At 73.1% G+C, this 26,610-nt stretch carries 21 protein-coding genes and 1 pseudogene; 5 read left to right on the forward strand and 17 right to left on the reverse strand.

What is annotated here, in order from left to right; all coding sequences use genetic code 11:
* Positions 1 to 77: 77 nt before the first annotated feature.
* From ACSURM_RS18085 to pdhA (ACSURM_RS18095), 3 genes are read right to left on the reverse strand one after another with little or no spacing between them, the layout of a single operon-like run.
* Positions 78 to 1,502: a dihydrolipoamide acetyltransferase family protein gene (locus tag ACSURM_RS18085; protein WP_436956290.1), complete on the reverse strand. Its 1,425-nt coding sequence runs from the start codon at positions 1,500 to 1,502 to the stop codon at positions 78 to 80.
* 10 nt (positions 1,503 to 1,512) lie between these two features.
* The gene (locus ACSURM_RS18090) at positions 1,513 to 2,490 is read right to left on the reverse strand and encodes an alpha-ketoacid dehydrogenase subunit beta (RefSeq protein WP_436956291.1); all 978 of its coding nucleotides are present in this window, start codon (positions 2,488 to 2,490) and stop codon (positions 1,513 to 1,515) included.
* A gap of 1 nt (position 2,491) precedes the next feature.
* Positions 2,492 to 3,709 carry a pyruvate dehydrogenase (acetyl-transferring) E1 component subunit alpha gene (gene pdhA, locus ACSURM_RS18095; RefSeq protein WP_436956292.1) on the reverse strand — a complete coding sequence of 406 codons (1,218 nt, stop codon included), beginning with the start codon at positions 3,707 to 3,709 and terminating at the stop codon, positions 2,492 to 2,494.
* A 543-nt stretch (positions 3,710 to 4,252) separates the two neighbouring features.
* Here pdhA (ACSURM_RS18095) and ACSURM_RS18100 point away from each other — a divergent pair.
* Positions 4,253 to 5,269 (forward strand): phosphotransferase, encoded by a 1,017-nt coding sequence (locus tag ACSURM_RS18100; protein ID WP_436956294.1) that lies wholly within the window; start codon positions 4,253 to 4,255, stop codon positions 5,267 to 5,269.
* A 108-nt stretch (positions 5,270 to 5,377) separates the two neighbouring features.
* Here ACSURM_RS18100 and ACSURM_RS18105 read toward each other — a convergent pair whose 3' ends face one another.
* The gene (locus tag ACSURM_RS18105; RefSeq protein ID WP_436956295.1) at positions 5,378 to 7,018 is read right to left on the reverse strand and encodes a protein kinase domain-containing protein; all 1,641 of its coding nucleotides are present in this window, start codon (positions 7,016 to 7,018) and stop codon (positions 5,378 to 5,380) included.
* A gap of 343 nt (positions 7,019 to 7,361) precedes the next feature.
* On the opposite strand from ACSURM_RS18105, the gene ACSURM_RS18110 reads away from it, so the two are divergent.
* Positions 7,362 to 9,011 (forward strand): protein kinase domain-containing protein, encoded by a 1,650-nt coding sequence (locus ACSURM_RS18110; protein WP_436956297.1) that lies wholly within the window; start codon positions 7,362 to 7,364, stop codon positions 9,009 to 9,011.
* Between the two features lie 147 nt (positions 9,012 to 9,158).
* Here the strand turns inward: ACSURM_RS18110 and ACSURM_RS18115 are convergent, their stop codons facing one another.
* Positions 9,159 to 9,698 carry a bacterial proteasome activator family protein gene (locus ACSURM_RS18115; RefSeq protein WP_436961132.1) on the reverse strand — a complete coding sequence of 180 codons (540 nt, stop codon included), beginning with the start codon at positions 9,696 to 9,698 and terminating at the stop codon, positions 9,159 to 9,161.
* Between the two features lie 174 nt (positions 9,699 to 9,872).
* Here ACSURM_RS18115 and ACSURM_RS18120 point away from each other — a divergent pair, with 174 nt between their 5' ends.
* Positions 9,873 to 10,778: a hypothetical protein gene (locus ACSURM_RS18120; protein ID WP_436956298.1), complete on the forward strand. Its 906-nt coding sequence runs from the start codon at positions 9,873 to 9,875 to the stop codon at positions 10,776 to 10,778.
* A gap of 39 nt (positions 10,779 to 10,817) precedes the next feature.
* Here the strand turns inward: ACSURM_RS18120 and ACSURM_RS18125 are convergent, their stop codons facing one another.
* The 7 genes and pseudogenes from ACSURM_RS18125 to pdhA (ACSURM_RS18155) all read right to left on the reverse strand — a co-directional run bounded on the left by ACSURM_RS18125 (position 10,818) and on the right by pdhA (ACSURM_RS18155) (position 18,849).
* Complete coding sequence (locus ACSURM_RS18125) at positions 10,818 to 11,798, reverse strand: NAD(P)H-quinone oxidoreductase (RefSeq protein WP_436956300.1); 981 nt, start codon at positions 11,796 to 11,798, stop codon at positions 10,818 to 10,820.
* Between the two features lie 29 nt (positions 11,799 to 11,827).
* Positions 11,828 to 12,924 (reverse strand): annotated as a pseudogene (locus tag ACSURM_RS18130) (potassium channel family protein).
* Positions 12,921 to 14,339, reverse strand: coding sequence for a molybdopterin molybdotransferase MoeA (locus ACSURM_RS18135; protein WP_436956301.1), 1,419 nt, complete (start codon positions 14,337 to 14,339; stop codon positions 12,921 to 12,923). Before ACSURM_RS18135 ends, ACSURM_RS18130 begins: the two are co-directional and overlap by 4 nt.
* The gene (locus ACSURM_RS18140) at positions 14,336 to 15,250 is read right to left on the reverse strand and encodes an NTP transferase domain-containing protein (protein WP_436956303.1); all 915 of its coding nucleotides are present in this window, start codon (positions 15,248 to 15,250) and stop codon (positions 14,336 to 14,338) included. Before ACSURM_RS18140 ends, ACSURM_RS18135 begins: the two co-directional genes overlap by 4 nt.
* Positions 15,251 to 15,320: 70 nt before the next feature.
* Positions 15,321 to 16,676, reverse strand: a complete 1,356-nt coding sequence (locus tag ACSURM_RS18145; protein ID WP_436956304.1) for a dihydrolipoamide acetyltransferase family protein — start codon at positions 16,674 to 16,676, stop codon at positions 15,321 to 15,323.
* Positions 16,676 to 17,680 (reverse strand): alpha-ketoacid dehydrogenase subunit beta, encoded by a 1,005-nt coding sequence (locus ACSURM_RS18150; protein ID WP_436956306.1) that lies wholly within the window; start codon positions 17,678 to 17,680, stop codon positions 16,676 to 16,678. The genes ACSURM_RS18145 and ACSURM_RS18150 overlap by 1 nt, the downstream gene beginning before the upstream one ends.
* Positions 17,677 to 18,849, reverse strand: a complete 1,173-nt coding sequence (gene pdhA, locus ACSURM_RS18155) for a pyruvate dehydrogenase (acetyl-transferring) E1 component subunit alpha (RefSeq protein ID WP_436956308.1) — start codon at positions 18,847 to 18,849, stop codon at positions 17,677 to 17,679. The genes ACSURM_RS18150 and pdhA (ACSURM_RS18155) overlap by 4 nt, the downstream gene beginning before the upstream one ends.
* 174 nt (positions 18,850 to 19,023) lie before the next feature.
* Here pdhA (ACSURM_RS18155) and ACSURM_RS18160 point away from each other — a divergent pair, with 174 nt between their 5' ends.
* Positions 19,024 to 19,524 (forward strand): Lrp/AsnC family transcriptional regulator, encoded by a 501-nt coding sequence (locus ACSURM_RS18160; RefSeq protein ID WP_436956310.1) that lies wholly within the window; start codon positions 19,024 to 19,026, stop codon positions 19,522 to 19,524.
* A 2-nt stretch (positions 19,525 to 19,526) separates the two neighbouring features.
* Here ACSURM_RS18160 and ACSURM_RS18165 read toward each other — a convergent pair whose 3' ends face one another.
* A complete protein-coding gene (locus tag ACSURM_RS18165) occupies positions 19,527 to 20,114 on the reverse strand; it encodes a TetR/AcrR family transcriptional regulator (protein ID WP_436956312.1) in 588 nt (195 codons plus the stop codon).
* Entirely contained in the window at positions 20,111 to 21,625 is a 1,515-nt protein-coding gene (locus ACSURM_RS18170) for a 3-hydroxyacyl-CoA dehydrogenase (RefSeq protein WP_436956314.1), read from the reverse strand. Before ACSURM_RS18170 ends, ACSURM_RS18165 begins: the two co-directional genes overlap by 4 nt.
* 149 nt (positions 21,626 to 21,774) lie before the next feature.
* On the opposite strand from ACSURM_RS18170, the gene paaN reads away from it, so the two are divergent.
* The gene (gene paaN, locus ACSURM_RS18175) at positions 21,775 to 23,469 is read left to right on the forward strand and encodes a phenylacetic acid degradation protein PaaN (protein WP_436956316.1); all 1,695 of its coding nucleotides are present in this window, start codon (positions 21,775 to 21,777) and stop codon (positions 23,467 to 23,469) included.
* 61 nt (positions 23,470 to 23,530) lie between these two features.
* Here paaN and ACSURM_RS18180 read toward each other — a convergent pair whose 3' ends face one another.
* The 3 genes from ACSURM_RS18180 to ACSURM_RS18190 are packed head-to-tail and all read right to left on the reverse strand — an operon-like array spanning position 23,531 to position 26,249.
* Positions 23,531 to 24,283 carry a TrmH family RNA methyltransferase gene (locus tag ACSURM_RS18180; RefSeq protein WP_436956318.1) on the reverse strand — a complete coding sequence of 251 codons (753 nt, stop codon included), beginning with the start codon at positions 24,281 to 24,283 and terminating at the stop codon, positions 23,531 to 23,533.
* Positions 24,280 to 25,494: an HTTM domain-containing protein gene (locus ACSURM_RS18185; protein ID WP_436956320.1), complete on the reverse strand. Its 1,215-nt coding sequence runs from the start codon at positions 25,492 to 25,494 to the stop codon at positions 24,280 to 24,282. Before ACSURM_RS18185 ends, ACSURM_RS18180 begins: the two co-directional genes overlap by 4 nt.
* Complete coding sequence (locus ACSURM_RS18190; RefSeq protein WP_436956322.1) at positions 25,491 to 26,249, reverse strand: DUF5819 family protein; 759 nt, start codon at positions 26,247 to 26,249, stop codon at positions 25,491 to 25,493. The genes ACSURM_RS18185 and ACSURM_RS18190 overlap by 4 nt, the downstream gene beginning before the upstream one ends.
* Positions 26,250 to 26,610: the final 361 nt, after the last annotated feature.

Below are 26,610 nucleotides of genomic sequence, written 5' to 3' on the forward strand. Positions count from 1 at the left end.
AATGACGAAGGGGGCGGTCGCAAGAGCAAGTTGCGGCCGTCCCCTTCGCTTGCCGGAGATTACCCGTCGACGGAGCCTCAGCCCCAGGTGATCAACCGCTTCGGCTGTTCCAGGATCGCCGCCACGTCCGCCAGGACCTTGGAGCCCAGTTCGCCGTCGACCAGGCGGTGGTCGAAGGAGAGGGCCAGGGTGGTGACCTGGCGCGGCTTCACCTTGCCCTTGTGCACCCACGGCTGGAGCTTGATCGCGCCGACCGCGAGGATCGCGGACTCACCCGGGTTCAGCAGGGGCGTTCCGGTGTCGACGCCGAAGACGCCGACGTTGGTGATGGTCACCGTGCCGCCCTGCATCGCCGCCGGTGAGGTCTTGCCCTCGCGGGCCGTCGTCACCAGTTCGCCGAGCGCCTCGGCCAGCTGCGGGAGGGTCTTGTCGTGCGCGTCCTTGATGTTCGGCACGATCAGCCCGCGGGGGGTGGCCGCCGCGATGCCCAGGTTGACGTAGTGCTTGAGCACGATCTCCTGGTTGGCCTCGTCCCAGGAGGCGTTGATCTCCGGGTTGCGCTTGATGGCGACCAGCAGGGCCTTGGCGATCAGCAGGAGCGGGTTGACCCGCAGCCCCTGCATGTCCTTGTCCTGCTTCAGCTCCTCGACCAGCCGCATCGTGCGGGTCACGTCCACCGTCACGAACTCGGTGACGTGCGGTGCCGTGAACGCCGAGCCGACCATCGCCTGCGCGGTGGCCTTGCGGACGCCCTTGACCGGGACGCGGGTCTCGCGCGTGGCGTCGTACGACGCCGCGGGCGCCGGAGCCGCGGGGGCGGCGGCCGGGGCGGCCGGGGCGGCGGGGGCCTCGGTGACCGGTTCGGCGGCGCGCGGGGCGGCCGCCGCGTGGACGTCCTCGCGGGTGATGACGCCGTCCGGGCCGGACGGGGTGACCGAGGCCAGGTCGACGCCGAGGTCCTTGGCCAGCTTGCGCACCGGGGGCTTGGCCAGCGGGCGGGCCTTCTCGGCGAGCGCGCCGCCGTGGCCGTTCAGCTCGGCCTGGATCGCCTGCGCCGGTCCCGGCACGTCGGCCTGGGGGCCCTTGCGGGGGCGGCGCTTGGTCGAGGTGGTGGCCACGCCGTAGCCGACCAGGACCGGCTGGCGGCCCTCCGGCTTCGGCTCCTCCGCGGCCGGGGCGGGCTCCGCCTGGGGCTGCTCGGCGGGTACCTCGGGAGCTCCAGGGGCCTCGGGCGCGGCGGCGCCGGCCACGGCGACCGTGATGATGGCCGTGCCCACGTCCACCGTGGTGCCCTCGGGGAAGCGCAGCTCGCGCACCACGCCGTCGTAGGGGATGGGCAGTTCGACGGCGGCCTTCGCCGTCTCCACCTCGCACACCACCTGGCCGTCGGTGACCGTGTCACCCGGCTGGACGTACCACTTGAGGATCTCCGCCTCGGTGAGCCCCTCACCGACGTCGGGCATCTTGAACTCGCGTACGGACGCATCCGTCATCGTCGTCACGTCCCTCTCCTCAGTACGCCAGCGAGCGGTCGACGGCGTCGAGCACGCGGTCCAGGTCGGGCAGGTACTCCTCCTCCAGACGGGCCGGCGGGTACGGGGCGTGGTAGCCGCCGACCCGGAGCACCGGTGCCTCCAGGTGGTAGAAGCAGCGCTCGGTGATCCGCGCGGCGATCTCCGCGCCGGAGCCGAAGAACACCGGTGCCTCGTGCACCACGACCAGGCGGCGGGTCTTCTCCACGGATGCCTGGATCGCGTCGAAGTCCAGCGGGCTGACCGAGCGCAGGTCCAGCACCTCCAGGTGCTTGCCCTCCTCGGCCGCCGCGGCCGCGACCTCCTGGCACAGCTTCACCATCGGGCCGTAGGCCGCCAGGGTCAGGTCCGTGCCCTCGCGGACCACGCGCGCCTTGTGCAGCGGGGCCGGGATGGCCTCGGGGTCGACCTCGGCCTTGTCCCAGTAGCGCCGCTTGGGCTCGAAGTAGATCACCGGGTCGTCGCTCTGGATGGCCTGCTGCATCATCCAGTACGCGTCCGAGGCGTTCGACGGCGAGACCACCTTCAGGCCCGCCACATGGGCGAACAGCGCCTCCGGCGACTCGGAGTGGTGCTCGACCGCGCCGATGCCGCCGCCGTAGGGGATGCGCACGACGACGGGCAGCTTGACCTTGCCCAGCGAGCGGGCGTGCATCTTCGCCAGCTGGGTGACGATCTGGTCGTAGGCCGGGAAGACGAAGCCGTCGAACTGGATCTCCACCACCGGGCGGTAGCCGCGCAGGGCCAGGCCGATCGCGGTGCCGACGATGCCGGACTCGGCCAGCGGGGTGTCGATGACCCGGCCCTCGCCGAAGTCCTTCTGCAGGCCGTCCGTCACCCGGAAGACACCGCCGAGCTTGCCGACGTCCTCGCCCATGACCAGGACCTTGGGGTCGGCGTCCAGGGCGCGGCGCAGCGACTCGTTGATGGCCTTGGCCATCGCCATCTTCTCGGCCATCTCAGTGACCCCCTTCATCGGCGAACGACGCCTGGTAGGCAGCGAACTGGGCGCGCTCCTCGTCCACGAGCGCGTGTCCGTCCGCGTACACGTTCTCGAAGAGGGCGAACCGGTCCGGGTCGGGCATGGTGCGGACCGCTTCGCGCACTCGCTTGCCCAACGCCTCGGACTCGGCCTCGAGTTCCGCGAAGAATCCGTCGTCCGCGTGGTTCGACGCCACCAGATGGCGGTGCAGGCGCAGGATCGGGTCCTTCGCCTCCCAGGCCAGCCGCTCCTCGTCGCCCCGGTAGCGGGTGGGGTCGTCGGAGGTGGTGTGGGCGCCCATGCGGTAGGTGTACGCCTCGACCAGGGTGGGGCCCTCGCCGTTGCGGGCGCGCTCCAGCGCCCACTTGGTGACCGCGAGGCAGGCCAGCACGTCGTTGCCGTCGACCCGGACGCCCGGGAAGCCGTAGCCCTGGGCGCGCTGGTACAGCGGGACGCGGGTCTGCTTCTCGGTGGGCTCGGAGATCGCCCACTGGTTGTTCTGGCAGAAGAACACCACGGGGGCGTTGTAGACCGCGGAGAACGTGAACGATTCGGCCACGTCGCCCTGGCTGGAGGCGCCGTCGCCGAAGTAGGCGATGACCGCCGAGTCCGCGCCGTCCTTGGCCACGCCCATCGCGTAGCCGGTGGCGTGCAGCGCCTGGGAGCCGATCACGATCGTGTACAGGTGGAAGTTGTTGCCGTTCGGGTCCCAGCCGCCGTTGTTCACGCCGCGGAACATGCCGAGCAGGTTGGTCGGGTCGACGCCGCGGCACCAGGCGACGCCGTGTTCCCGGTAGGTCGGGAAGACGTAGTCGTCCGGACGGGTGGCGCGCCCCGAGCCGATCTGGGCGGCCTCCTGTCCCAGCAGGGAGGCCCACAGGCCCAGCTCGCCCTGGCGCTGCAGGGCGGTGGCCTCGGCGTCGAAACGGCGGGTGAGCACCATGTCGCGGTACAGGCCGCGCAGTTCTTCGGGGGTGATGCCGGCGACGTAGGCGTCGTACTCGGCGTTCTCGACCCGCTCGCCCTCAGGCGTCAGGAGCTGCACGAGCTCGGGGTCGGTGCTCTTCTTCGCGGTACTGCGGGTGGTACGGGTGGTGCGCTTGGTGCCGGTGGCTCCGGTCTTGCTGCCGGTGGTGCCGGCTTTGCCTGCGGCGGTGCGTCGCGGCTTGCGCGCGGCACTGCTCTCCACGGTCACGTGTGCTCCTCCGTCGTTCCGGCCCCCGGGGTTGCCGGTAGGCCAGTGCGGCTCACCTGTTTCGACCACCGGGCACGGGGTGGGTGCCACTCGGCCGGGAACAGGCGTGACAGGTGCCCCGGCGAGCGCCCTGCAACCATCACGTTACCCAGTGCCCCACATTTCTGTGAAACCCCGTTTGACCTGCGATTTTGCTTGGATTTCCAAGTAAATCGAGGGGATGGGAAAGCATGCTGGTCACAGCCTTGCGACAGGCCCGAGCAAGCGCACGTTATCCCGCCGACCCAGGTCACGGGAAGAGTTCGATGTGAGACGGGACTCGTAGGCGAAGCGGGAGAAATCCCGTTATTACCGCCCGGTTACCCGGGGCCGGAAAGCGACGGCGTTACCGGAAAGCCCTTCACTGTCACCCGAATGCACGAGCAAATGCCCATCCCATGACCGAAAGCGACCGTCGGCGACTGCCTGTGACAACGCCCAGCTCACGGGCTCACCGCGTGCCCTAACATCTGGCGCGTGCCGCGCTCATGTGTACCACCTGTCGTGCCTCACGCGCCCCCTCTGGGCGCCCTGCTGCGCCTGTACGCCGCGGGTACCGCCCTCACCTGTGAGCCGGTCGACCAGGGGCTGCTCAACCGCGGCTACCGGCTGTGCACCACGCGCGGCCGGTACTTCCTCAAGCACCACTTCGATCCGGACACCGCCGACCCGGCCGCCATCGAGCGCCGGCACCGGGCCACCCAGCGCCTGGCCGCCCTCGGCGTCCCGGTCGCCCCGCCGCTCGCGCACCGCGGGGGCCGCACGGTCGCGGTGGTCGGCGGCCACGCCTACGCCCTGCACCCCTGGATCGACGGCGGACACCGCCACGGCGGTCAGCTCACCCGCGCGGAGAGCGCCCGCCTGGGCGCGCTCCTGGGCGCCGTGCACGCCTGTCTGGAGCGGGTGATGCCGCCCAAGGGCCGTACCCGCCCGGCGACGAGCCCGCACCCCGTGGAGAGCGCCGACCCGGCCGACACCTTCGCCCTCATCGACGACCTGCTGGCGCACGTGCGCCGGCACCGGCCCGCCGACGCCTTCGACGAACTCGCCCGGCACCGGCTGCTGGAGCGCCGCGCGCTGCTGGAGCAGCACGCGGGCCGGCGCCCGCCGCGCGGCGGCCCGGTGGGCTGGGTGCACGGCGACTTCCACCCGTTCAACCTGCTCTACAAGGACGACGCCCCGGCCGCCATCGTGGACTGGGACCGGCTCGGGGTGCAGCCGCGCGCGGAGGAGGCCGTGCGCGCCGCCGCCATCTTCTTCGTGCGGCCCTCCGGACGGCTGCACCTGCCCAAAGTGCGGGCCTACGCGCGCGCGTACCGGCGCGCGGCCGGTGCCACGGCCTCGGAGCTGGCGGCGGCCGTGCACCGCGTGTGGTGGGAGCGGCTGAACGACTTCTGGATGCTGCGCTGGCACTACGAACGCCGCGACACGCGCGCGGACTGCCAGTTCCCGGCCGCGTCGGCGCTCGCGGTGTGGTGGACGCGCGAGTACGACGCGGTGTGCGACGCGTTCGTGCGGTGAACGGCCGGCGCCATCTCCGTACGGGGTACGGAGGTGGCACCTCGATGCGTGCGGTGAGCGGCCGGCGTCACCTCAGGGTGTCGCCGGCCCGGTCGTCGCCGGTGCGCTTCAACCGGCGGTGTCGCCGGTGGTGGTGCCGACGGTCGTCGTCCCCTCGGTGCTGTCGCCCTCGGTGGTGCCCTCGTCGGTGTTGCCCTCGCTGGTGCCCTCGTCCGTGCCGCCGTCACCGGTGCCGGCGTCGGTACCGCCGTTCACCGTGCCCGTCGGCTGCGACGGCGTGGTCTGCGGGCTCGACGGCTGGTTGCTCGGGGGCGGGGAGGCCGACTGCGTCTGGGTGTACGACGGGGTGGTCTCCGGCACCCCGCCGGAGCCGCCGCCGCTCGTGTTCCACTCACCGGTGCCCGCCGAGGTGTCCGACGGCTCGCCGGTGTCCTCGTCGGTCGGGGTCGGGGAGGGCGACTCCTTCTCGGTGTTCTTGGAGTGCGTGGTGGTCGGCTTGGTGTCGGTACCGCCCTTGCCGCCGTCGCTGTTCGCGCTGTTCAGCGCGAGTGCCACGCCCGCGGAGATCGCGATGACCGCGAGGACGGCGAGGATCCACAGCTTGCCGCGTCCGCTGCCCCGGTTGCCGTGCCCCTCGAAGGCGCCGTCGTCGCCGCTGCCGTAGCCCGTGGGCAGGATCGGCTGCGGGATCTGCGCGGTGCCGCCCGCGTCCACCGGGTGCGGCATGACGGTCGTGCCCGCGAAACCGGCCGACGGGGTGTGCCGGGTGTCGGGCGCCTCCACCAGGCCGGTGTTCCAGGTGCCGGTGTGGCCGCCCTGCTCGTACAGCATCTGCAGGCCGTACTGGACCAGGCCGCGCATCTCCTCGGCCGTCTGGAACCGGTCGTCGGGGTCCTTGGCCAGGGAGCGCATCACCAGGCCGTCCAGCTCCGGCGGGCAGGTGCCGTCGACGACCTGCGACGGCGGCACCGGCATGTCCTGGACGTGCTGGTAGACCACGGAGAGCGGCGTCTCGCCGGTGAACGGGGGCCGGAGCGCGAGCAGTTCGTACAGCAGGCAGCCGGTCGCGTACAGGTCGGACCGGTGGTCGACGGCCTTGCCGAGCGCCTGCTCCGGGGAGAGGTACTGCGGGGTGCCCATGACCATGCCGGTCTGCGTCATCGTGGTGGACGCGCCGTGCAGGGCGCGGGCGATGCCGAAGTCCATCACCTTGACGGCACCGCTGTGGGTGATGATGACATTCGCCGGCTTGATGTCACGGTGCACGATGCCATGCTGGTGCGAGTAGGCGAGCGCCTCCAGCACCCCCGAGACGATGATCAGGGCCTGCTCGGGGCCCGGCGCCTCGGCGTTCATCAGCAGATCGCGGATGGTGCGGCCCTCGACCAGCTCCATGACGATGTACGGCACGGACTGGCCGCCCACCACGTCCTCGCCGGAGTCGTACACGGCGACGATCGCGTGGTGGTTCAGCCCCGCGACCGACTGCGCCTCACGGGTGAACCGCGCCTTGGAGACCGGGTCTTCGGCCAGGTCCGCGCGGAGCAGCTTGACCGCGACCGTGCGGCCCAGGCGGACGTCCTCGGCGGCGAACACCTCGGCCATGCCACCCCGGCCGAGCCGGTGCGTGAGCCGGTACCGCCCGTCGCCGACGAGCCCGCCGTTGCCCCACAGCTCCGGCGCGTCCGACATGCCGCCGCCAGTCGCCTCGGGGTCGGACGGGCCCTGAGAGCGCTGCGTCTGTGCCATCAGTCCTCGCCGTCGTTTCTGCCCGCGGTGCGCGCGGTGTTGTTACGGTCTCCGTCGGCCACGCTACAGCCTTCGTGGGGGCCGCCGGTCCGGAACCGCAACCGGGACGGACCCGAGACGGACCGGTCATGAAACCTCCAGCAGGCGCTGTCGTGCAAATTCTGTGCGCCGGTCGTACGTCCCCTGTAACGCTTGCGCGACGCTTCTTGCGCGTACGGTCACGGAACGGGCACCGAGCTTGACGTGTCGGTGCCCTCCGGCAGACTTGGCCGGGAATGAGACATTCGATCAAGGCCTGTTCGCTGGATCACGGCGCCGGACGGCCAGTGGGGGACGCGGAGAGATGAGCCAGCACGGCGCACCGGGCCGGTACGCGGGGCAGGCCCTGGCCCAGGGCCGCTACCAGCTGCGCGACCTGCTCGGCGAGGGCGGCATGGCCTCGGTGCACCTGGCGCACGACACGGTGCTGGACCGTCCGGTCGCGATCAAGACCCTGCACACCGAACTCGGCCGGGAACAGGCGTTCCGCGAGCGCTTCCGCCGCGAGGCGCAGGCCGTGGCCAAGCTCACGCACACCAACATCGTCTCCGTCTTCGACACCGGCGAGGACGAGCTGAACGGCATGGCCACGCCGTACATCGTCATGGAATACGTCGAGGGCCGGCCGCTGGGCTCGGTCCTGGAGGAGGACATCCGGCAGTACGGCGCGATGCCCGCCGACAAGGCGCTGAAGGTCACCGCCGACGTGCTCGCCGCCCTGGAGATCAGCCACGAGATGGGGCTGGTCCACCGCGACATCAAGCCGGGCAACGTGATGACGACCAAGCGCGGTGTGGTCAAGGTCATGGACTTCGGCATCGCCCGCGCCATGCAGTCCGGCGTCACCTCGATGACGCAGACCGGCATGGTCGTGGGCACCCCGCAGTACCTCTCGCCCGAGCAGGCCCTCGGCCGCGGTGTGGACGCCCGCTCCGACCTGTACTCGGTCGGCATCATGCTGTTCCAACTGGTCACCGGGCGGCTGCCGTTCGACGCGGACTCGCCGCTGGCGATCGCGTACGCGCATGTGCAGGAGGAGCCGGTGGCGCCCTCCTCGGTCAACCGAGCGCTGCCGCCCGCCGTGGACGCGCTGGTCGCCCGCGCGCTGAAGAAGAACCCGAACGAACGCTTCCCGACCGCCGAGGCCATGCGCGCCGAGTGCCTGCGCGTCGCGGCCTCCCTCCAGGCGGCGACGCCGAGCATCGTGCCGGACGCCGGGCCGCGGCAGAGCGGTTCGGGCGTCGGCGCCGCGGTGTTCCCGCCGGTCGACCGGGCGGCCTCGGCCCCGCAGGCGCAGCCGCTGACGCCGTACCAGCCGGCGCCCGCCCCGGCGCCGCACCCGTACGGCGCGCCGACACCGCCCGCCCCGGCCTACGGCTACCCGCCGCAGGCCGGTTACCCGGCCCCGCACGCCGCCTACGGTCCGCAGGGCTCCGCCGCCCGGACGCCGCCGCCGTACACGATCTCGCCCCGGCCGGCCCAGTCGTCCCGGCCGTCCGGCGGCTCCGGGCGCGGCAGGCGGCCGGTGATCGTCACCTCGGTCGCGGTGGCGGCCATCGTGGTCGCCGGGGTGATCGTCGCGCTGTCGCTGAAGGACGACGGCGCGGACGCCAAGGGCGGCGAGGCCGTCCCCTCGGCCTCCGCCTCCCACCGGGCGGGCTACCGCGGGCCGGACCACACGCGGCGGATCGACAAGACCGAGTGCACCGACCCGCAGGAGTCGTGGCAGGACTCGGCCAAGATCGAGCTGCCCGACTTCCGGTACAAGGACATCGACTCGGTGAAGGAGTGCCTCCAGGCCGCGGGCTGGAAGTGGACCATCCGCCACGAGGACGACAACACCTGGGGCGACGGGACCGTCCTGAAGCAGTTCCCCGCCCAGGGCGCCGACGTCGACCCGGACGACGTGGGCACCATCGAACTGAGCCTGTCGACGGGCAATCCCCCGCAGTAGCCGCCGTCGGGGCCCCGGCGGCCCCCGTGCGCACGCGCACGCCCCGCGGTCACGGGACAGGACGAGGGCCCGGCGGTCGTCCGCCGGGCCCTTCCGTGTGGTGTCGGATCGTGGACCGCTCCGGGCGCGGGTCGCGCGGGGTACGGGTTACAGGTAGGGCCCGCCCGAACGGCCGCCCGCGTGGTGCTCGTCGACGCCCTCGGGGCCGGCCACCCCCGGCGGGAGCGCGCGGCGCATCTGCTCCAGCTGGGCTCGCGCGGCCATCTGCTGGGCGAACAGCGTCGTCTGGATCCCGTGGAAGAGGCCCTCCAGCCAGCCCACCAGCTGTGCCTGGGCGATCCGCAGTTCCGCGTCGCTCGGCGTGGCGTCGTCGGTGAACGGCAGGGAAAGCCGCTCCAGTTCCTCGACCAGTTCGGGGGCCAGGCCGTCCTCCAGTTCCTTCACGGAGCTGGCGTGGATCTCCTTCAGCCGCACCCGGCTGGCCTCGTCGAGGGGAGCCGCCCGCACCTCCTCCAGCAGCTGCTTGATCATGCTGCCGATCCGCATGACCTTGGCCGGCTGCTCCACCTGCTCGGTCAGCGGGGTCTCACGGGAGTCCTCGTCCCCGCCGCCGAGTGCCATCCCGTCCTGACCCACGACGAGGATCTGGGGATTCTCCGGCGACCGTTCGTTCCTCGGCATCTCCATGCCGTCATTCTCTCGCACGCCGCCACCTCATCACCGTGGTGCCCCCGCGTGGCGCGGATCCGCCGTTTCGCCCCGACGGACCAATCCGGAATGCCCTCTTCGGGCGGGGATGTGAGGCTGGTTCCCGTCGGTTATCCATCGGTCACGACACCTGGGCTCCGGGAGGTCACCGACGTGACTCCACGCCTGCGACTCACGTCGCGCTGTCTGCGGCTGCCGGCCGTCCTCACGGCCGCGACGCTGCCGTGGTACGGCATCGCCGCCGTCCACGGCGGTCCGCCCGCGTACGCCGCCGGGCCGAGCCAGGCCCCCGCGTCCGCCCCGAGCCACGGCGAGGGGCGGCAGGGTCCCGTCCGGGACGCGCCGCCGGGGCGGCCGGGGCCGGAGCACCACCCGTCCCCGGACCACTCCGCCGACGCCCATTCGGCCGCTGCCCATTCCGCCGGGGCACGCCCGCACGACCGGCATCCGGACGCGGACCACGGCGCCTCGCAGCAGGAGCGCCCGGACCGGAACCACACGGGCCGGGACGACGCGGGCCGGGGCGACATGGAACCGGACCGCCCGGGACCGCACCACCAAGGCCAGGACCACGCGGGTCACGACCGGCCCGGTCGGGGGCCTTCCGCCTCCGCCGGTCCCGCGCGGAAGGACTCCGCCACCCCCGTGCCCACGCCGTCCGACTCGGCCTCAGCGTCGGTCCACCCCTATCGCTCCCTCGCCTGGACCGAGCCCACCCGGGCGGGCAGCCGGGCCGGTGAGGGGCGGATGCGCCCGGGCCGGCCCGACCCGCCCGAGGCGGAGACGGAGGACGAGGACGACTCCGCCGCCGCCACCCAGGCCGTCCAGCCGGCGGAGCCGGAGACCACCGACGTGCCCGCCGCCTCCGAGGAGCCGGTCCAAGAGGCCGGCCCGGGCTCCACCCCGCCCGCGACGCGGCCCGGCACCCGGCAGGCGAGCCGGCAGAGCGAGGCCGTGACGGAGCCGGTCCTGCGGATCCTGCCGCTGGGCAGCGGCCTGGTGCTCATCGGCCTGGGTCTCGGCCTGGCCCTGCTGGGGCTGAGGCTGCGCAGAAGCTGACCGGTCGGACCCCGCCGAGACGGGGTCCGACCGGCTCTCTTACGGCGCCACCAGCAGCACCTTGCCGATGTGACCGCTCTCCTCCACCAGCCGGTGCGCCTCGGCCACCTCCGGCATCGGCAGCTCGCGGTCCACGATCGGCCGGACGTCCCCGGCGGCGAGCAGCGGCCACACGTGCTCTCGGACGGCGGCGACGATGGCCGCCTTCTCGCCCAGCGGGCGGCCGCGCAGCGAGGTCGCGCTGATGGCGCCCCGCTTGCCGAGCAGCGCGCCGATGTTCAGCTCGCCCTTCACCCCGCCCTGCATACCGATGATCGCCAGGCGGCCGTTGACGGCCAGGGCCTGGACGTTGCGGTCCAGGTACTTGGCCCCCATGTTGTCGAGGATGACGTCGGCACCCGCGCCGTCGGTGGCCTGCTTGATCTCGGCGACGAAGTCCTGCTCGCGGTAGTTGATGAGCACGTCCGCGCCCAGCTCGGCGCAGCGCTCCAGCTTCTCCTTCGTACCGGCGGTCACCGCGACCCTGGCGCCGAGGGCCTTGGCCAGCTGGATCGCCATGGTGCCGATGCCGCTGGAGCCGCCGTGCACCAGCAGCGTCTCGTCCGCCCGCAGGTGGGCGATCATGAACACGTTGGACCAGACCGTGCAGACCACCTCGGGCAGCGCCGCCGCCTGCCGGAGGGACAGGCCCTCGGGCACAGGCAGCAGCTGCCCGGCCGGTACGGCGACCTTCTCGGCGTAGCCACCGCCCGCGAGCAGTGCGCACACCTCGTCGCCGACGGCCCAGCCCGAGACGCCGGGGCCGAGCGCGGCGATCCTGCCGGAGCACTCCAGGCCGGGGTAGGGGGAGGCGCCGGGCGGAGGGGAGTAGGCGCCCTGGCGCTGGAGGATGTCGGCACGGTTGACGGCGCTGGCCGCCACCTCGACCAGCACCTCGCCCTCGCCGGGCACCGGATCGGGGACGTCCGTCCACACCAGAGCCTCGGGACCACCAGGTTCGGGAATCGTGATCGCATGCATGCCCGTGACGCTACTCCCCGCCGGTCCGGTCAGCCGTGTGGCAGGGGGCGGGTGTCCGGAGTGACCTGGTTGCCCGGAGTCGCCCGGACGATGGTGATGAGCCGGTCGGTCAGCTGGAGGGTGCCGACGGACGGGTCGTCGTAGCCCAGCACCCGGTGCCCGCGCAGGACGCTCACCACCAGGTCGTCCGTCTCGCGGGGCGTCTTGCCCACCTCGCCGCGCACCACCGGCCGTTCGACGAGGTCCAGGCCGCTGCCCTGCTGGATGAGGTCCTCCATCACCATGCCGGCGGCCGGGCTCAGCACGGACAGGCCGAGCAGCCGGCCGGCCGCTCCGGAGCTGGTGATGACGGCATCGGCGCCGGACTGCCGCAGCAGCGGGGCATTCTCCTCCTCGCGGACGGCGGCCACGATCTTGGCGCCCCGGTTGAGCTGGCGGGCGGTGAGGGTGACGAGGACCGCGGTGTCGTCGCGCTGCGGGGCGATGATGATCTGCCGCGCCTTGTGCACCTCGGCCCGCTTGAGCACATCACTGCGGGTGGCGTCGCCTATCACCCCGGCGAACCCCTCGGCAGCCGCCGCGTCGATCGCCTTGGAGCTGGGGTCGACCACGACGACCTGCTCCTTCTTCAGCCCGGTCGCGCAGACGGTCTGGATGGCCGACCGTCCCTTCGTGCCGAAGCCGACGACAACGGTGTGATCGCGCAAGACGGACCTCCAGCGGTTCAGGCGCCATTCCTCACGGGTGCGTTCGGTGAGGACTTCAGCGTGGTGCCGACCAGGATGATCAGGAACAGCACGCGCAGGGGCGTGATGAGGAAGATGTTGGTGAGCCGGGCACCGTCGCTGACCGGCGTGATGTCTCCGTATCCCGTGGTGGAGAGGGTCACGGTCGCGTAGTAGAACGAGTCGAGCAGGTCCACGGAGCCGTCGGAGTTGTCGTTGTAGCCCTCGTGGTCGGCGTAGACGATCAGCGCGGTGGCCACCAGCACCGCCAGCGCCATGACCAGCCGCTTGACGACCTGGCGGATCGGACGCTCCACCACTTTTCTCGGGAGTTTCACCCGATGGGTCACGAGATGCTCGTCCGCTTGGCGGGCGATGGCGTCATGGCCCGGAAGTTTCACGTGAAACACACCCCGATTCCGGCGGTCGCCCATGGCAGGTCCAGCAGCTCCGCCTCCTCCCCCTGCCGGGCCCCGCCCGGCGGTACGACGGCCAGCGCGTCGGCGGCGGCGATGCCGCGCAGCATCGCCGGGCCGTTGTAGTGCAGCGGCACGGCGTGGTCGCCGCGCAGCACCACGGGGATGAGACGGGTGTCGTACGGGTGCCCCTGCACCGCCTCTTTCAGGGGCAGGGTGTACGGCTCGGGGGCGGGACGGGCCGCGAGGGTCCGCAGCAGCGGTTCGGCGAGCGTGAGCAGACCGGAGACGGCCGCGAGAGGGTTGCCGGGCAGGCCGACGAGGTGCTGGTGCTCCTTGGTGCGGGCCAGCAGCATGGGGTGGCCCGGCCGCACCTTGACGCCGTCCACGAGGAGTTCGGCGCCGACGCGTTCCAGGACCGGGTGGACGTGGTCGACGGGCCCGGCGGCGGTGCCGCCCGTGGTGATGACGAGGTCGGCCCGGGAGGCGGTGACCGCCTTGCGCAGCGCCCGGGCGTCGTCGCCGATCCGCCGCACGGCCACGACGTCGGCGCCGAGCGCGCGCAGCCAGGGCGGCAGCATGGGACCGAGCGCGTCCCTGATCAGCCCGTCGTGCGGCAGGCCCTCGGTCAGCAACTCGTCGCCCAGGATCAGGACTTCGACGCGGGGGCGGGGAACGACGGTGACCGTGTCGTAGCCGGCCGCCGCGGCGAGGCCGAGGACGGCGGGGGTGACGAGGGTGCCGACGGGCAGCAACTGGTCACCGGTCCGGCATTCCTGGCCCCGGGGCCGGATGTCCTGGCCGTGGAACATCTCGCGGGTGGGGTGCAGCCGGCCCTGGGCGTCGGTCCGGCCGTGCTCGGTGCGCAGGACGGCGGTGGTGTCGGCGGGAACGCGGGCGCCGGTGGCGATACGGGCCGCCGTGCCGTCGGTGAGCGGCTCGGGCTGGGCGTGCCCGGCGAGCACCCCTTCCTCCCGTACCTGCCAGGGCCCGGGCCCGGCGACCGCCCAGCCGTCCATCGCGGAGGTGTCGAAGGAGGGCAGGTCGGTGAGCGCGTCCAGGGGGGCGGCCAGCACCAGTCCGAGGGCGTCGCCGAGGGGCACGGAGACGGGGGCGCGCCGGTCCCCGGCGGGGCTGTCCGCCGGGCTCTGCCGGCCGTGGGCGCGCACGGCCCGGGCGGCGCGGGCGGCGGTCTCGCGGGCGTGGGGCCAAGGGGTGGCCGTGTGGTGCCCGGCGGGCCGCTCACCGGGCTGCCGTACGGCCGGACCGCCGGGCGAGCGGGCGGCGCCTTCGTCCTGGGGCTCCCGGTGGGGTTCCCGCACCAACGCCAGGGCCTCCTCGACGTCGAGGTCGTCGCTGTCGGCGGCGGGCGCCCCGGCCGGGGTGCCGGAGGCGGTCATCCGGCGTCCGGGGCGCTCGGGCCCCCGCCGCTCGCGCTCTTCCCGGCCGCGTCGTTCTCCTCTTCCCAGCGCAGGGCCAGCGCGGCGGCCTTGCGGGCGGCCTCGGCGACGGCCTCGGGGCCGCCCGCGCCCCGGGCCGCCGCGTAGCCGACGAGAAAGGTGGTCAGCGGGGCGGCGGGGCGGGCCACACCGTGGGCGGCGTCACGGGCCAGGTCGAGCAGGGCGCCGGTGTCGACGTCCAGGTCGATGCCCAGCTCGTCCTTGACTGCGGAGATCCATTCATCCAACACGTGCCCATGCTCCCTGATGCGTGCCCTGGCGTCGGCGATGTCGTCCCAGGTGTCGCAGTCGAACGACGCGAGCGGGTCCGGGACACGGGTGAGGCGGAGGGTTCCGGTCAGCCGGCGCAGGGGGAGCCCGGTGAGGGCGCCGTGGGCGGCGGCGAGGGCGGTCAGCTCGCGGCGCAGGGCGGCGGTGCGGTAGGCGGCCACGAGCGGCTGATCGCGGCCGTCCGCGTCGGTGAGCAGCGCGCCGTCGGCGCCGGTGTCCCGGAGGGCGGTCAGGAGCCGCCGGAGCGTACCGGGCCGGAGGAAGGGCAGGTCGGCGGAGAGGACGACGGTGTGCCCGGCGGTGGTGTGCCGCAGTCCGGCCGCCAGCGCGGCGAGCGGCCCGCCGCCGGGCGGCTCCTCGCGGGCCCAGCGCACCGGGCGGGCGGTGGGCCGGGGCGCGGCCACGACGACGGTCGTCCGGGCCTCCGCGCAGGCCGCCAGCACCCGGTCGAGCAGCGCCCGGCCGCCGACCCGGACGCCGGGTTTGTCGGCCCCGCCGAGCCGTCGGGCGGCACCACCGGCCAGTACGACGGCGTCGTACGGGGCGGCTGTCCCGGGGGCGGCGGGTGCGGCGTCGGTCACCCCACGAGTATGTCCCGTCAGCCCCTGGTTCCGGACCGGGTGCGGGTCACAGGACGCACACGGCCCTCACTCACAAGGTGCGCAGCAGCACCGCCGGCTGTTCCACGCAGTCCGCCACGTAGCGCAGGAAGCCGCCCGCCGTGCCGCCGTCGCACACCCGGTGGTCGAAGGTGAGCGAGAGCTGTACGACCTGCCGGACGGCCAGCTCGCCCTCGTGCACCCACGGCTTGGGCACGATGCGGCCGACGCCGAGCATGGCCGCCTCGGGGTGGTTGACGATCGGCGTGGAGCCGTCGACGCCGAAGACCCCGTAGTTGTTCAGCGTGAAGGTGCCGCCGGTGAGCTCCCCGGGGGTCAGCGTCCCGGTGCGGGCGGCCTCGGTGAGCCGGGCGAACTCGGCGGTCAGAGACTCGGCGTCGCGCGTGTGGGCGTCCCGAACGACCGGCACGACCAGCCCCCGGTCGGTCTGGGCGGCGAACCCGAGGTGGACGCGGTCGAGCCGGACGATCTCGCGGGCCTCGGTGTCGACGGTGGAGTTCAGCTCGGGGAACCGGGCGAGCGCGGCGGTGCAGATCCGGGCGAGCAGCGCGAGGAGGGAGATCTTCGCGCCCGGAGTGGCGTTCATGGCGGCCCGGGCGCGCATGAGTTCGGTCGCGTCGGCGTCGACCCAGCAGGTCGCGTCCGGGATTTCCCGGCGGCTGCGGGAGAGCTTGTCGGCGACGGCGCCGCGGACGCCCTTGAGCGGGATCCGCACCCCGCCCTCGGCGCCGGGCGCCCCCACGGACGCCACCGCGGCCTGCTCGGCGGGAGTCGGTACGGCCTGGCCGGCGGCCGTACCCGCGAGCGCGGTCCTGGTGCGCAGGGCGTTCTCGACGTCCGCGCGCAGGATGAGGCCGTCCGGGCCGGAGCCGGTCAGCCGCCTGAGGTCGACGTCGTTGTCCCGGGCGAGCTTGCGCACGAGCGGGGAGATCACGGGGACCGGGCCCCCGGCGGGTGCGGGCGCGGCCTCCGGCGGCGGTGCGGCCACGCGCGCGTGCGGGGCGGCATCGGCGGTTTCCGGCTCCCGGGCCTGCCCGTCGACGGCGGCCGCGCCCGCCCGGACCCGGCGCCGGCGGGCCGCCGGTGCCTGGGTGCCGTAGCCCACCAGGACGTTGCCCGAGCCCTCCGTGCCGTCCTCCGGTTCGCCGACGGCGACCGTCAGGAGCGGGGCGCCGACGGGCAGTTCGGTGCCCTCCTCGCCGAAGCGGGCGGTGACCACGCCGCCGTAGGGGCAGGGCACCTCGACCATCGCCTTGGCCGTCTCCACCTCGACCACCGGCTGGTCGACGGCGACCACGTCGCCGACCTGGACCAGCCAGCGGACGATCTCCGCCTCGGTGAGCCCCTCGCCGAGGTCGGGCAGCTTGAACTCCAGCACCTGAGCCATCAGCCCTCGGCCTCCCACTGCAACCGGGCCACGGCGTCCAGGATGCGGTCGACGCCGGGCAGGTGGTGCCGCTCCAGCATGGGCGACGGGTAGGGGATGTCGAAACCGGCCACGCGCAGCACCGGCGCCTCCAGGTGGTGGAAGCAGCGCTCGGTGATCCGGGCCGCGATCTCGCCGCCCGGGCCGCCGAATCCGGTGGCCTCGTGGACGACGACCGCGCGCCCGGTGCGCCGGACGGCCGCGCAGACCGTCTCGTCGTCGAAGGGCACCAGGGAGCGCAGGTCGATCACCTCCAGGTCCCAGCCGTCCGCCCGGGCGGCCTCGGCCGCCTCCAGGCAGACCGGCAGGGAGGGGCCGTAGGTGATCAGTGTGGCGCTGCCGCCGGGGCGGCGCACCACCGCGCGTCCGATGGGCGCCACGTCCGTGGGCCGCTCGGGGTCCCAGGTGTCCTTCGACCAGTACAGCCGTTTGGGTTCGAGGAAGACCACCGGGTCGTCGGAGGCGATGGCCCGGCGCAGCAGTCCGTAGGCGTCGGCGACGGTGGCCGGGGTGACGACGTGCAGGCCCGGGGTGGCCATGTAGTAGGCCTCGGACGAGTCGCTGTGGTGCTCGACGCCGCCGATGCCGCCGCCGTAGGGGACGCGGACGGTGATCGGCAGGGGCATCCGGCCGCGCGTGCGGTTGCGCATCCGGGCGACGTGGCTGACCAGTTGCTCGAACGCCGGGTAGGCGAAGGCGTCGAACTGCATCTCCACGACCGGGCGCAGGCCGTACATCGCCATGCCGACGGCGGTGCCGAGGATGCCGGCCTCGGCGAGCGGGGTGTCGGTGCAGCGGTCCTCGCCGAACTCCTTGGCGAGTCCGTCGGTGACGCGGAAGACCCCGCCGAGGGGGCCGACGTCCTCGCCCAGGACGTGCACGGCGGGATCGGCGGCCATGGCGTCCCGCATCGCGCGGTTGAGCGCCTGGGCCAGGGTGGCGGGCTTGACGGCGACGGTGGTCATCGGGCGCCGCCTTCCCGCGCTCCGGGCCGCTCGCCGGCGCCGGACTGCTCCTGCTCGGCTTCCAGCTCGGCCCGCAGCAGGGCCCGTTGTTCGCGCAGCTGGGCGGTGGTGTCGGCGTAGACGTGGTCGAAGAGGTCCAGGGGGTCGAGTTCGGGGTCCCGGTTCATGTGCTCGCGCAAGGAGGCGGCCATGGTCTCGGCGTCCTGCCGGGCGGCCTCGATGCCGGCCTCGTCCAGCAGCCCGCGTGCGGTCAGTTCGCGTTCCAGCAGTTCGACCGGGTCGTGCGCGCGCCAGGCCGCGACCTCGGCGTCCTGCCGGTAGCGGGTGGCGTCGTCGGCGTTGGTGTGGGCGTCCAGGCGGTACGTCACCGCTTCCACCAGGGTCGGGCCGCCGCCCGCGCGCGCGTGGCGTACGGCCTCGGCGAGGACTTCGTGCACGGCGGCGGCGTCGTTGCCGTCGACCAGCCGGCCCGGCATGCCGTACCCGACGGCCTTGTGGGCCAGGGAGGGCGCGGCGGTCTGCTTGGCCAGCGGGACGGAGATGGCGAAGCCGTTGTTCTGGACCAGGAAGACGACCGGGGCCTGCCACACGGCGGCGAAGTTCAGGGCTTCGTGGAAGTCGCCCTCGCTGGTGCCGCCGTCGCCGACCATGGCCAGCGCCACCACGTCGTCGCCCTTGAGGCGGGCGGCGTGGGCGAGGCCGACGGCGTGCGGCAGCTGGGTGGCCAGCGGGGTGCTGAGGGGGGCCACCCGGTGGGCGTAGGGGTCGTAGCCGTTGTGCCAGTCGCCGCGCAGCAGGGTGAGCGTCTGGACCGGGTCCACGCCCCGGGCGATGACGGCGAGCGTGTCGCGGTAGCTGGGGAAGAGCCAGTCGCGTTCCTCGAGGGCCAGGGCGGCGCCGATCTGGCAGGCCTCCTGGCCGGTGCTGGACGGGTAGACGGCGAGCCGGCCCTGCTTGGTCAGCGCGGTGGCCTGCGCGTTGTAACGGCGTCCGCGCACCAGCTGGGCGTAGAGCCGCAGCAGCAGGGCGGGGTCGGCCTTGGCGGCCGACTCGGTGCCGAGGACGCGGTAGGGCTCGGCGTCGGGCAGCAGCGGCGCGGGGTCCGTACGGGGCTGCCAGGCGGGCGGCGGCGACGGCCGGTACGCGCCCCGCTGCTCCAGAACCGTCATGACGGCACCTCCTCGTGGGAGTGGCTGAGGAGACGGGGCGGCTGTGACCCGTCTCACCTACCGATTGTTCGGTTGACGGCGCATTTTGGCTACAGGCGGCCCGGGGCTGTGGACAAACGGTTTTCCACAGCCTGGAATGAACGCAGGACGTCCACGGCGAGGAAGCGGGGGAACATGGCGCCTGAACAAATGGCCTACGGACGGCAGGACGGCGGCGTGCCGCCGCCCCCGCGCCCGCTGGACGCCATCGACCAGGACATCCTGCGGATCCTCCAGGGCGACGGCCGCGCCTCGATACGGTCCGTCGCCGAACGCGTCCACGTCTCGCGCGCCAACGCCTACGCACGGATCAACCGGCTCGTCGAGGACGGGGTGATCCGGGGTTTCAGTGCCCGAGTGGACCATGAACGGGCAGGCCACGGCACGTCCGCGTACATCACGTTGAAGATCGTGCAGAACACCTGGCGCACGGTCCGCGAGCAGCTCCGGCAGCTGCCCGGCGCCTCCCACATCGCCCTGGTGGGCGGCGACTTCGACGTGCTGCTGCTGGTGCACACGCCCGACAACCGGGCGCTGCGCGAGCTGGTGCTGACGCGGCTCCAGGCGATCCCCGAGGTGCTCAGCACCCGCACGCTGCTGGTGTTCGAGGAGGAGGACCTGGAGCCGGACGGCTGAGGTCAGCCCCGGCGCAGCCCCGAGAAGACCAGCCGGACGACGGCGTCGGCCATCTCCGGTCCGTTCGCGCCGCGCGCCTCCGGCCGGTACCACTCCACGATCGAGTTGATCATCCCGAAGACCAGCCGGGTGGCCAGCCGCACCTCCACGTCGCCGCGTATGTCCCCGTCGGCCGCCGCCGCCTTCATCAGCCCGGCCACCCGGTGGTCGAAGTCACGGCGCCGCTCCAGCGCCCACCGCTCGGTCTCGGTGTTGCCGCGCACGCGCAGCAGCAGCGTCACATAGGGCAGTTCGGCGGTGAGCACCTCGACCATGCGGCGTACGACGTGCTCCAGCCGGTCCGCGGCACGGCCCTCGCGCGCGTGCTCCTCGTCCAGGATGGCGAACAGCCCGTCCAGGGCACGGCTGACGGCCCGGCGCAGCAGCTCCTCCTTGCCGCTGACGTGGTGGTAGATCGACGACTTGGAGATGCCGGCCGCCTTGGACAGGTGCTCCATGGAGGTGCCGTCGTAGCCGCGCTCGTTGAAGACCCGCACGGCGACGGAGAGCAGCGTCTCGGGGGTGTAGGTGTCGCGTCTGGGCGTGGTCATGAGGTGCTCTCCCGCCGGTCGTTGGCATAGGCGTGACGGTAGAGCGCGAGGGAGGGCGCGTAGCGTCCGGAAGGGTCGCGCTCGTGCATCTCGTCCAGGATGTCGAAGGCGAAGTCGCGGCCGAGCCTGCGGTCCCACTCGAAGGGCCCGAGCGGGTAGTTGACGCCCAGGCGCATCGCGGTGTCGATGTCCTCCTCGGTGGCCACGCCCTTGGCGACGGCGTCGTGGGCGAGGTCGATGATCCGGGCGACGGTGCGCGCGACGATCATGCCGGGGACGTCGCCGATGACGCTGACGTCCTTGCCGAGCGCCTGGAACAGCCCGGTGGCCTCGGCGAGGGTCCGCGGGGAGGTGTCCTGGGCGGCGGACAGGGCGATGCGGGTGGCCGTGCGGTAGTCCAGGGCGAGGTCGAAGTAGACGACATCCCGATACTCCGCCGAGGTCTGGCCGTCGGCGAGGACCAGCTGACCGCCGCTGGGCAGCACCAGGCGGGTGCCGTGGTCCTCGTCCTCCTCGCGGACCTCGATGCCCGCCTCACGGATCAGCGTGAGCAGCTCGGCCGCCGGGCCCAGGCCGCCTTCGGCGACGACATAGGCGGGCGGCCGCTCCTTGTCGGCGGTGTGGGGCTCGGGCCGCTCGGCGCCGTCGGCGTAGTCGTACCAGCCGCGCCCGCTCTTGCGGCCGAGCCGGCCGGACTCTACCAGCCGGCGCTGGGCCAGGGACGGAGTGAAGCGCACGTCCTGGAAGAAGGACTGCCACACCGAGTGGGTGACGGACTCGTTGACGTCCTGGCCGATCAGGTCGGTCAGTTCGAAGGCACCCATCTTGAAACCGCCCGACTCGCGCAGGACCGCGTCGATGGTCGCGGGATCGGCGGCCTGGGCCTCGTGGACGGCGAACGCCTCGGCGTAGAAGGGCCGGGCGATGCGGTTGACGATGAAGCCGGGGGTGTCGGCGCAGGCCACCGGGGTCTTGCCCCAGGCACGGGCGGTCTCGTACGCGCGCGTGGCCGACGTGAAGTCGGTGGCGAACCCGGAGACCACCTCCACCAGCGGCAGCAGCGGCGCCGGGTTGAAGAAGTGCAGGCCGACGAAGCGGCCCGGGTGGCGCAGAGCGCCGCCGACGGCCGTCACCGACAGCGAGGAGGTGTTGGTGGCCAGCAGGCAGTCCTCGGCGACGATCTCCTCCAGCTCGCCGAAGAGCCGCTGCTTGACGTCCAGCCGTTCCAGGACGGCCTCCACCACCAGGGCGCAGTCGGCCAGCTCCGCGAGGCCGTCCGCGGGCGTGAGGCGGGCGCGGGCCGCGTCCCGGTCGCCGGCGGAGAGCCGGCCCTTCTCCACGAGCCGGTCGAGCCTGGCGCCGATCGCTTCGGCCGCGTCCCGGGCCCGCCCGGGTACGGCGTCGTAGAGCCGTACGGGATGGCCGGCGACCAGCGCGACCTGGGCGATGCCCTGGCCCATGGTGCCGGTGCCGACGACGGCCACGGGGCTGCTGAGGTCGAGTGCTGTCATGTGCGCGATCCTCCCGCACGACGTTTTCCACAGATGCGGCGGACCCCCTTGTCCCGACCGATCGTTCGGTTACTCTAGCTCTGACGGGCAGCCCCTGCCCAGGTCACGGACTCGACGAAGAGGCTCTCCAGACGAGGAGTTGGTCCCGCATGGCCGCCGAACCGACCGCCCACGAGCTGCTCCGGAAACACCGGCCCACGCTCGACCAGGCGCTGGAAGCGATCCGCACGCGCGCGTACTGGTCCCCGCACCCCGAGCACCCGAAGGCGTACGGCGAGGACGGCAGCCTGGACGCGGCGGCGGGCAAGGCCGCCTTCGACGCCCTGCTGGGCAACCGCCTCGACCTCGCCGACCAGCCGGGCATCGACGACTGGGTGGGCGGGGAGGTCTCCCCGTACGGCATCGAGCTGGGCGTGACCTATCCGCATCCGGACATCGACGTGCTGCTGCCCGCCATGCGGGCCGGGCAGCGCGCCTGGCGGGACGCGGGCCCCGAGCTGCGGGCCGTGGTCTGCCTGGAGATCCTGAAGCGGATCAGCGACCGAACGCACCAGTTCGCGCACGCGGTCATGCACACCTCCGGCCAGGCGTTCATGATGGCGTTCCAGGCGGGCGGCCCGCACGCCCAGGACCGCGGCCTGGAGGCGGTGGCGTACGCGTACGCGGAGCAGGTCCGCACCCCGGAGCAGGCGGAGTGGACCAAGCCGCAGGGCAAGCGCGACCCGCTGGTCCTCACCAAGCGGTTCACCGCGGTCCCGCGCGGCATCGGCCTGGTCATCGGCTGCAACACCTTCCCGACCTGGAACGGCTTCCCCGGCCTGTTCGCCTCCCTGGCCACCGGCAACGCGGTGCTGGTCAAGCCGCACCCGCGCGCGGTGCTGCCGCTCGCGCTGACCGTCCGGATCGCCCGCGACGTGCTCGCCGAGACCGGCTTCGACCCGAACCTGGTCGCCCTGGCCGCCGAGCGACCCGGCGAGGGCATCGCCAAGACCCTCGCGCTGCGCCCCGAGATCAAGATCATCGACTACACGGGGTCGACGGCGTTCGGCGACTGGCTGGAGACCAGCGCCCATCAGGCGCAGGTCTACACGGAGAAGGCCGGCGTCAACACGGTGATCGTGCACTCCACGGACGACTACCGGGGCATGCTGTCCAACCTGGCGTTCTCACTGTCCCTGTACAGCGGCCAGATGTGCACCACCCCGCAGAACCTGATCATCCCTCGTGACGGCATCGCCACCGACCAGGGCCACAAGTCCTTCGACGAGGTCACCGCCGACCTCGCGCGCGCGGTCGACGGCCTGCTAGGCGACGACGCCCGCGCGAACGCGCTGCTGGGCGCGATCGTCAACCCGGACGTCAAGGCCCGCCTGGAGGCAGCGGCCGGTCTCGGCGAAGTCGCCCTCGCCTCCCGCGAGGTCACCAATCCGGAGTTCCCGGACGCGGTGGTGCGCACCCCCGTCATCGTCAAGCTGGACGGCGCCAAGCCGGACGACGAGGCCGCGTACATGAGCGAGTGCTTCGGCCCGGTCTCCTTCGCCGTCGCCGTCGACTCGGCGGCCGACGCCATGGAGCTGCTGCGCCGCACGGTCCGGGAGAAGGGCGCGATGACGGTCGGCGCGTACACCACGGACCCCGCGACCGAACAGGCCATCGCGGAGGTCTGCCTGGAGGAGGCCGCCCAGCTCTCCCTCAACCTGACCGGCGGGGTCTACGTCAACCAGACGGCCGCCTTCTCCGACTTCCACGGCTCCGGCGGCAACCCGGCGGCCAACGCGGCCCTCACCGACAGCGCCTTCGTGGCCAGCCGCTTCCGGATGGTGGAGGTGCGGCGGGAGGCTTAGGCCCTGTCGTCAAACTCCCGCCTGCCTCGCGACGCCATGCACGCACTCTCGACGACAGGACCTAGGCCAGCGGCGCGCCCCCGGTCGCGCTCCAGTGGTACAGCGTCATCGCCACGCTGGTGGCGAGGTTGTAGCTGGAGACCTGGGGGCGCATCGGCAGGCGCAGCAGGTGGTCGGCGCGGGCGCGCAGCGGAGCCGACAGGCCGGTGCGTTCCGAGCCGAAGGCCAGGACGGCGTCGTCCGGCAGCCGGGTGCCACGGATGTCCTCGCCCTCCGGGTCGAGCGCGAACAGCGGCCCGGCCGGCAGGTCGTCGACGTCCAGCCGCTCCACGGCGGTCGCGAAGTGCAGACCCGCGCCGCCGCGCACCACGGTGGGGTGCCACGGGTCGAGCGTGCCGGTGGTGACCACCCCGGTCGCCCCGAACCCGGCGGCGAGCCGGATCACGGCACCGGCGTTGCCCAGGTTGCGCGGGTTGTCCAGGACCACGACGGGAGCGGTGCGGGGCGTGCGGGCGAGCGTGCGCAGATGCGCCGCGCGGGACGGCCGTACGGCCAGGGCCGCCACACCGGTCGGGTGCGGGCGCGGGACGAGGTCGGCGTACTCCGGCCCGGACACCTCCGTCAGCAGGGCGTCCAGGGTGTCGCGGACGTCCCCGGCCAGTTCCTCGGCGAGGGCGAGCGCGGCCCGCCGGTCGGTGGTGACCGCGACCGGCACCTCGGCGCCGAAGCGCAGCGCGTGCTTGAGGGCGTGGAAACCGTCGAGCAGGACGGCGCCCTGAGCGTGCGCGCGCCAGCGGCTCAGCGGGTCGGTCATGTGGTGAACCCTACGTGGTCGGCCGTGCTCTCCTCCGTGGGGCGCGGTGCCGGGACCGCGCGGCCGGCGCTCCCGGCGAGCCGCCCCCGCGCGCGTGCCGCCAGGTCGCCGAGCCGGCGCAGGAAGGACGTCGGCAGGAACACCGCGTCGGCGGCGATCATCGCCAGCGAGAAGAACGGCAGGCCGAGGACGACCGCGATCACCGCGTGCTCGGCCATCATCACCACCAGCAGGACGTTCTTGACCCGCCGGTTGAACAGGGTGAACGGGAAGGCGACCTGTGTCATGACCGTCCCGTAGGCCACGATCATCATGATCGTGCCGCTGGAGGACATCAGGTCAGCGAGCCCCGGCCAGGGCGAGAAGTAGTCCAGGTGCAGCGGGTAGTAGACGGCGGTGCCGTCCTGCCAGCGCGAACCCTGGACCTTGTACCAGCCGGCCGTGGCGTAGATCAGGCACGCCTCGGCCATGATCACGGCCAGGGCGCCGTTGTGCAGCACGTTGGCGACGACGTCCAGCAGGATCCGGGGCTCCCGCCAGGCCGCCCGGCGCTCGACGGCCCACCACAGGCCGAGTCCCGCCCAGGCCGTCCACAGCAGCACCGGGATCAGCCATTCGGTGGCATGGAACCGCCCGGTCAGCGCTGCCGTGCCGAGCGCCAGGCCGAGCACTGCCCACAGCACCGGTCCCGCCAGGTCGGCGGGCACCCGCTCGCCACGCGCGCGTGCCGCCGCCGCGCGGGCCGCCCGGCGGGCGTCGAGGGACCACACCTGTCCGCAGCGCGTGAACACCAGGTAGATCGACATCAGGTGCAGGACGTTGTCGCCGCCGTCGCCGACGAAGACGCTGCGGTTCTGCAACGACAGCACGCCCACCATGAACAGCAGGGAGGCGGTCCGGGTGCGCCAGCCGAGCACCAGGGCCGCCGAAGCGAGGACGGCCAGCGCGTAGCAGATCTCGAACCAGAGCCGCCCGTCGGACCACAGCAGCGCCGAGAAGGCGTGGTTGTCGGCGGTCAGCTGCTTGGCGAGGTTCCAGCCCCACGGTCCGGCAGGACCGTACAGCTCTTGGCGGTGGGGGAACTCGCGCAGCAGGAACAGCAGCCAGGTGCCGGCGAACCCGATCCGGATCACGGCGCTCTGGTACGGGCCGAGGGCCGCGCCGGTGACCTGGGCGACACCGCGCGACAGCGTCAGGGACAGACGGTTCACCGCACGCCTCCCGCGGCCTCGTCGGATGTCACGGACCACCAGGGCAGCAGGCGGTAGACGGGTTTGTCGGACACGCGCTCACGGCTCCAGGGCGGCGGCTGCACCTGGGTGGTGCTGGAACGGACCTGCACGCGCTGGATCACGCCTTCCCGGCTCGACGGATCGCTCCGGTACAGGCGCATCACCACGATCCGGCGCAGGTACTGCTCGGACAGCGAGCCCCGCAAGCCGATGGCGCGATTGTCGGCGCCGTGCGTGGCGGCGAAGAAGTCCCAGGCCCGGCGCAGCAGGTTCTGCTGGGTGTGGCTCGGCAGCGGATTGCCGTCGATGGCGGCGCCGTCCTGGGCGGACAGGTCGGTCCACCCGGTGGTGAGCAGCCCGCCGTCGGGCATCCGCACCTCGGCGCGGACCTGTACGGCGATGTTCTGCTGGAGCGGGTTCGGGGCGAACAGCTTCCAGTTCTGCTCGAACTCGGGGTACACCCACTCCTCTATCGCCTCGCCGTGCTGCTTCGTCACGGTGTTGGAGGGCGCGAGGCTGAGGAACACCATCAGCAGATGCACACAGGCGCCCACGGCGATCACGGCGAGCGCCAGCGCGGCGACGACCTGGTAGCGAGGGGAGAGGGCGGCTACGCCGGTACGGGGCCGGGACACGGCCCCACCGGTACGCGCCCCGGCCTCCGCCGCGACGGCACCGGCGCGGGGCGCGGCCTCGGCTGCGGCGACACCGGTGCGCGGGTCGGACGCGTGCACGCCGGTACGAGGGCCGGTCCCGGCGACACTGGTGCGCGGCTCGGACGCGGGGAGGCCGGCACGGGCACCTGGCCCGGCACCGGCACCGGGCCAGGTGACACCGGCGCGGGGCTCGGTGGCAGGCCAGCCGGTGCGAGAGCGAGAGCCGGTGCCGACGTCACCGGCGCCGGACTCCGACGCGGTCGCGGGGGTACGGGGCTCGGGCGCGGCGGCCGGTGGCGGGGCCGGCCGTGGTGGCTGTTCCGGGAGACGCGTCCCGGCCGGCCCGTCGGGAGCCCGCGGTTCCCGCGAGTCCTCGTCGTACGCGTCCATTGGGTCCCGTCCCCCGTTTCGGCTCATTGTCGTTCGCCCGGTCGTTCCG

Source organism: Streptomyces sp. SudanB182_2057 (assembly GCF_964272715.1).
Lineage (GTDB): Bacteria > Actinomycetota > Actinomycetes > Streptomycetales > Streptomycetaceae > Streptomyces > Streptomyces rubradiris.

Excerpts from the sequence above, each read along its gene's own strand:
- ACSURM_RS18160 (WP_436956310.1), top strand. The coding sequence starts at position 19,024 with ATGGCGCCTGAACAAATGGCCTACGGACGGCAGGACGGCGGCGTGCCG.
- ACSURM_RS18170 (WP_436956314.1), bottom strand. The coding sequence starts at position 21,625 with ATGACAGCACTCGACCTCAGCAGCCCCGTGGCCGTCGTCGGCACCGGC.
- ACSURM_RS18090 (WP_436956291.1), bottom strand. The coding sequence starts at position 2,490 with ATGGCCGAGAAGATGGCGATGGCCAAGGCCATCAACGAGTCGCTGCGC.
- ACSURM_RS18125 (WP_436956300.1), bottom strand. The coding sequence starts at position 11,798 with ATGCATGCGATCACGATTCCCGAACCTGGTGGTCCCGAGGCTCTGGTG.
- ACSURM_RS18115 (WP_436961132.1), bottom strand. The coding sequence starts at position 9,698 with ATGGAGATGCCGAGGAACGAACGGTCGCCGGAGAATCCCCAGATCCTC.
- pdhA (WP_436956308.1), bottom strand. The coding sequence starts at position 18,849 with ATGACGGTTCTGGAGCAGCGGGGCGCGTACCGGCCGTCGCCGCCGCCC.
- ACSURM_RS18180 (WP_436956318.1), bottom strand. The coding sequence starts at position 24,283 with ATGACCGACCCGCTGAGCCGCTGGCGCGCGCACGCTCAGGGCGCCGTC.
- ACSURM_RS18145 (WP_436956304.1), bottom strand. The coding sequence starts at position 16,676 with ATGGCTCAGGTGCTGGAGTTCAAGCTGCCCGACCTCGGCGAGGGGCTC.
- ACSURM_RS18105 (WP_436956295.1), bottom strand. The coding sequence starts at position 7,018 with ATGGCACAGACGCAGCGCTCTCAGGGCCCGTCCGACCCCGAGGCGACT.
- ACSURM_RS18135 (WP_436956301.1), bottom strand. The coding sequence starts at position 14,339 with ATGACCGCCTCCGGCACCCCGGCCGGGGCGCCCGCCGCCGACAGCGAC.
- ACSURM_RS18110 (WP_436956297.1), top strand. The coding sequence starts at position 7,362 with ATGAGCCAGCACGGCGCACCGGGCCGGTACGCGGGGCAGGCCCTGGCC.
- ACSURM_RS18165 (WP_436956312.1), bottom strand. The coding sequence starts at position 20,114 with ATGACCACGCCCAGACGCGACACCTACACCCCCGAGACGCTGCTCTCC.
- ACSURM_RS18150 (WP_436956306.1), bottom strand. The coding sequence starts at position 17,680 with ATGACCACCGTCGCCGTCAAGCCCGCCACCCTGGCCCAGGCGCTCAAC.
- paaN (WP_436956316.1), top strand. The coding sequence starts at position 21,775 with ATGGCCGCCGAACCGACCGCCCACGAGCTGCTCCGGAAACACCGGCCC.